At 69.5% G+C, this 4549-nt stretch carries 6 protein-coding genes and 1 pseudogene; all 7 read left to right on the forward strand.

Features of this window, described 5'->3' with window-relative positions; all coding sequences use genetic code 11:
- A partial coding sequence (gene rpsK / locus RIN18_RS17185; RefSeq protein ID WP_309105201.1) for a 30S ribosomal protein S11 occupies window positions 1–246 on the forward strand: 246 nt, incomplete at its 5' end.
- A gap of 178 nt (window positions 247–424) precedes the next feature.
- Window positions 425–1411 (forward strand): DNA-directed RNA polymerase subunit alpha, encoded by a 987-nt coding sequence (locus RIN18_RS17190; RefSeq protein WP_309105202.1) that lies wholly within the window; start codon window positions 425–427, stop codon window positions 1409–1411.
- Window positions 1412–1463: 52 nt separating this feature from the next.
- A complete protein-coding gene (rplQ, locus tag RIN18_RS17195; protein WP_309105203.1) occupies window positions 1464–2009 on the forward strand; it encodes a 50S ribosomal protein L17 in 546 nt (181 codons plus the stop codon).
- A gap of 89 nt (window positions 2010–2098) precedes the next feature.
- Window positions 2099–3016 carry a tRNA pseudouridine(38-40) synthase TruA gene (gene truA, locus RIN18_RS17200; protein WP_309105204.1) on the forward strand — a complete coding sequence of 306 codons (918 nt, stop codon included), beginning with the start codon at window positions 2099–2101 and terminating at the stop codon, window positions 3014–3016.
- A 137-nt stretch (window positions 3017–3153) separates the two neighbouring features.
- The gene (rplM, locus tag RIN18_RS17205) at window positions 3154–3600 is read left to right on the forward strand and encodes a 50S ribosomal protein L13 (RefSeq protein ID WP_309105205.1); all 447 of its coding nucleotides are present in this window, start codon (window positions 3154–3156) and stop codon (window positions 3598–3600) included.
- Window positions 3601–3643: 43 nt separating this feature from the next.
- Window positions 3644–4129 carry a 30S ribosomal protein S9 gene (gene rpsI, locus RIN18_RS17210; protein ID WP_309105206.1) on the forward strand — a complete coding sequence of 162 codons (486 nt, stop codon included), beginning with the start codon at window positions 3644–3646 and terminating at the stop codon, window positions 4127–4129.
- Between the two features lie 23 nt (window positions 4130–4152).
- Window positions 4153–4549: pseudogene (locus RIN18_RS17215) on the forward strand (phosphoglucosamine mutase); the annotation flags it as partial.

The following is a 4549-nucleotide window of genomic DNA, read 5'->3' on the forward strand; positions in this document are numbered from 1 at the left end:
GGCGTCGGCTTCAAGGGTTCGCGCAAGTCGACCCCGTTCGCCGCACAGCTCGCCGCCGAGTCGGCCGCGCGCCAGGCGCAGGAGCACGGCATGAAGAAGGTCGACGTCTTCGTCAAGGGCCCCGGCTCGGGCCGTGAGACCGCGATCCGCTCCCTCCAGGCCGCCGGCCTCGAGGTCGGCAGCATCAACGACGTGACGCCCCAGGCGCACAACGGATGCCGCCCGCCCAAGCGCCGCCGCGTCTGACCCTCAGCACGCACCGGCGATCGAGCAGGCCCGGCGAACGGGACGCACCTCGGAGACCATGGTCCCGATGCGCCCCGGCCGGGCCCGCTCGATCACCGGGCACACGTTCTCTCACAACTCAAGATCCTCGTATCTCGCAGGTGTCATATAGCGGACACCCTGCCGAAAGGAATCCACAGTGCTGATCGCACAGCGTCCGACGCTCACCGAAGAGAACATCTCGGAGTTCCGTTCGCGTTTCGTGATCGAGCCCCTCGAGCCGGGCTTCGGTTACACCCTGGGCAACTCGCTCCGTCGCACCCTCCTCTCCTCGATCCCCGGCGCGGCCGTGACGAGCATCCGCATCGACGGCGTGCTCCACGAGTTCTCGACGGTTCCCGGGGTGAAGGAGGATGTCACCGAGATCATCCTCAACATCAAGAACCTGGTCGTCTCCAGCGAGCACGACGAGCCCATCACCGCGTACCTGCGCAAGCAGGGTGCCGGTGAGGTCACCGCCGCCGACATCTCGGCCCCGGCCGGCGTCGAGGTGCACAACCCCGATCTGGTCATCGCGACGCTCAACGACTCGGCGAAGTTCGAGCTCGAGCTCACGATCGAGCGCGGCCGCGGCTACGTCTCGGCCAGCCAGAACCGCAACGAGTACTCCGAAGCCGGCCAGATCCCGGTCGACTCGATCTACTCGCCGGTGCTCAAGGTCACCTACCGCGTCGAGGCCACCCGTGCCGGCGAGCGCACCGACTTCGACCGCCTCGTGGTCGACGTCGAGACGAAGGCGGCCATCACGCCTCGCGACGCCATCGCGTCGGCAGGTCGCACCCTCACCGAGCTGTTCGGCCTCGCCCGCGAGCTGAACACCGCGGCCGAGGGCATCGAGATCGGGCCTGCGCCCGTCGACGCCGTGCTCTCCAGCGAGCTCTCGATTCCCATCGAGGACCTCGACCTCTCGGTGCGCAGCTACAACTGCCTGAAGCGCGAGGGCATCAACACGGTGTCCGAGCTCGTCGCCCTGTCGGAGTCGCAGCTCATGAACATCCGCAACTTCGGCCAGAAGTCGGTCGACGAGGTCAAGGACAAGCTCACCGAAATGGGCCTGTCGCTGAAGGACTCCGTCCCCGGTTTCGACGGCGCCCACTTCTACACGGGCTTCGACGACGAGAACTAGGCAGGCCATGGCGGCCGCCGCACCCACCCCTCACCACTGGAGATAACGAACCATGCCGAAGCCCACGAAGGGCCCCCGCCTCGGAGGCGGACCCGCGCACGAGCGGCTCCTGCTCGCGAACCTCGCGGCTGCCCTCTTCACGCACAAGCGCATCACCACCACCGAGACGAAGGCCAAGCGCCTGCGTCCGCTCGCTGAGCGTCTGGTGACGTTCGCCAAGCGCGGCGACCTGCACGCGCGCCGTCGCGTGCTCGGCGTCATCGGCGACAAGTCGGTCGTGCACGAGCTGTTCACGATCATCGCCCCGCAGGTGGCCGACCGCGAGGGCGGCTACACCCGCATCACGAAGATCGGCAACCGCAAGGGCGACAACGCCCCCATGGCGGTCATCGAGCTCGTGCTCGAGCCGGTCGTGAAGAAGCAGCGCACCGCGAAGGCGGCGCCCGCTGCCACCGAGGCCCCCGCCGAGGAGCCCGTGGCCGACGCGACGCCCGAGGAGGGCGTGACCGAGGCCGAGGCCACGGTCGACGAGGCCGCTGGCGCCGAGGCGTCCGAGGAGTCGGCCGAAGCGTCGACCGAGGAAGCTGCCGCGAAGTAGTCGTCGCGTCCAGTTCGGAGGGCCCCGGTGCGGTTGCGCCGGGGCCCTCCGGCGTGCGGGGCCTCGTCTCGGCCCTCTAGTCTGGATGCGTGGACCAGGGAACGGATGCCGAGGCAGCCGGTGCCCCCGTCGTACGCCTGCGTCTCGGGATCGCCTATGACGGCACGGACTTCACCGGGTGGAGCAGGCAGCCTGGCCTGCGCACCGTGCAGGGCGTCCTCGAAGAGGCCCTCGCCACCCTCTTCCGTCGCACCGGCACGGCGCCGCGGCTGACCGTGGCCGGCCGCACCGACACGGGCGTGCACGCACTGGGACAGGTCGCGCACCTCGATGTCGAGGAGCCGGCGCTCGCGCAGGTGGTGCGACCGCGCCGCGAACATCACGCCGATGCCTCCGCCGAGGCGACGCTCGCACGCCGCCTGAGCGGCATCCTCGGCGCGGATGCCGATGTCGTGATCACGAGCGCCGAACGGGCTCCCCGCGGGTTCGATGCCCGGTTCTCGGCGATGTGGCGACGCTACGAGTACCGCATCGCGGACGCGGGGGCGCTCCGCGACCCGCTCCAGCGCCGCCGCACCGTGACCTGGCCGAAGCGGCTCGATGCGAGCGCGATGGATGCCGCCGCGCGCTCGCTGCTCGGCCTGCACGACTTCGCCGCGTTCTGCCGACCCCGCGAGGGCGCCACGACGATCCGCACGCTGCAGTCGTATCGGTGGGAGCGCGACGACGACGGCGTGCTCGTCGCGTCGCTGCAGGCCGATGCGTTCTGCCACTCGATGGTGCGCGCACTCGTCGGGGCGTGCGTGGCGGTCGGGGAGGGCCGGCTCGCAGCATCCGAGGTGTTCGCCCTGCTGCGGGCGGCCGAGCGCACGAACGCCTTCACGGTCATGCCCGCGAAGGGGCTCGTGCTCACGGAGGTGGGATACCCCGACGACGAGGAGCTCGCGGCACGGGCCGTGCAGACCCGGGCACGCCGCGAATTGCATGTCGAGGGCCTCGTCGGCTAGGCTGTCTCTTTGGTGCCGCCATCTGCGCCGGCATCCGAAGATGAGCCCTCCACCAGGGCGTTCGCCTCGCATCGCGAGCGAACTCCCCCCGGAGTGGGATTCACGAACCCCTCTCTCGATCAGAAAGCAGCACTTCCGTGACGCGCACCTACACTCCCAAGTCGAACGAGATCCAGCGCGACTGGGTCGTCATCGACGCGACCGACATCGTGCTCGGCCGTCTCGCCAGCCACTCCGCAGCCCTGCTGCGCGGCAAGCACAAGCCGATCTTCGCGAACCACGTCGACACCGGCGACTTCGTGATCATCGTGAACGCCGACAAGGTGGCCCTCACCGGCCAGAAGCTCGAGCAGAAGAAGGCCTACCGCCACTCGGGTTACCCGGGCGGCCTCAAGGCCGTCAGCTACGCCGAGCTCCTCGAGAAGAACCCCGTCCGCGCCGTCGAGAAGGCGATCCGCGGCATGCTGCCGAAGAACTCGCTCGGCCGGGCCCAGCTGAAGAAGCTCAAGGTCTACGCCGGCCCCGAGCACCCGCACGCGGCGCAGCAGCCCACGCCGTACACCCTCACCCAGGTCGCCCAGTAATTCCGGCACCCTCGACGTTCTCGAAATAAGGATTCACACCACCATGGCGAAGATCGCAGACCAGATCGAAGCGGCTCCCGAGAGCTACACCACCGAGAGCACCCCTGAGGCTGCTCCCAGCACCCCCCGTCCCGTGCTCAACGTGTCGGGCGCGGCCGTGGGTCGCCGCAAGCAGGCCATCGCCCGCGTGCGACTCGTCCCGGGCGCGGGCGGCATCACCGTCAACGGCCGCGAGTTCGCAGCCTACTTCCCCAACAAGCTGCACCAGCAGCTCATCACCGATCCCTTCACGGTGCTCGAGCTCACCGGATCGTACGACGTGGTCGCGAAGATCACGGGCGGCGGCCCCTCGGGCCAGGCCGGTGCGCTGCGCCTCGCGATCGCGCGAGCGTTGAACGAGATCGACCGCGAGAACAACCGTGCCGCCCTGAAGAAGTCCGGCTTCCTCACACGCGACGCGCGCGTCATCGAGCGCAAGAAGGCCGGCCTCAAGAAGGCCCGCAAGGCGCCGCAGTTCTCGAAGCGCTGATCCGGGCCTGACGGTACTCCGTTATGCCTCGGCTCTTCGGAACCGACGGGGTCCGGGGCCTGGCCAACCGTGAACTCACGGCTGACCTGGCCCTGGGCCTCGCCCAGGCGGCTGCCGCCGTGCTCACGCAGGGCAGGCACGCCGATGAACTCCGCGCCGCGGGGCGCCGGCCCACCGCGGTGGTCGCGCGCGACCCCCGCGTGTCCGGGGAGTTCCTGACCGCCGCGGTGTCGGCCGGTCTCGCGAGTTCCGGCGTCGACGTGCTCGATGCCGGGGTGATCCCCACGCCCGCGACGGCCTTCCTCATCGACAGCATCAACGCCGATTTCGGCGTGATGATCTCGGCGTCGCACAACCCCGCTCCCGACAACGGCATCAAGTTCTTCTCCTTCGGCGGCACGAAGCTGCCCGATGAGGTCG

Origin of the sequence: Microbacterium sp., from assembly GCF_031179285.1 — a bacterium.
Classification (GTDB): domain Bacteria; phylum Actinomycetota; class Actinomycetes; order Actinomycetales; family Microbacteriaceae; genus Microbacterium.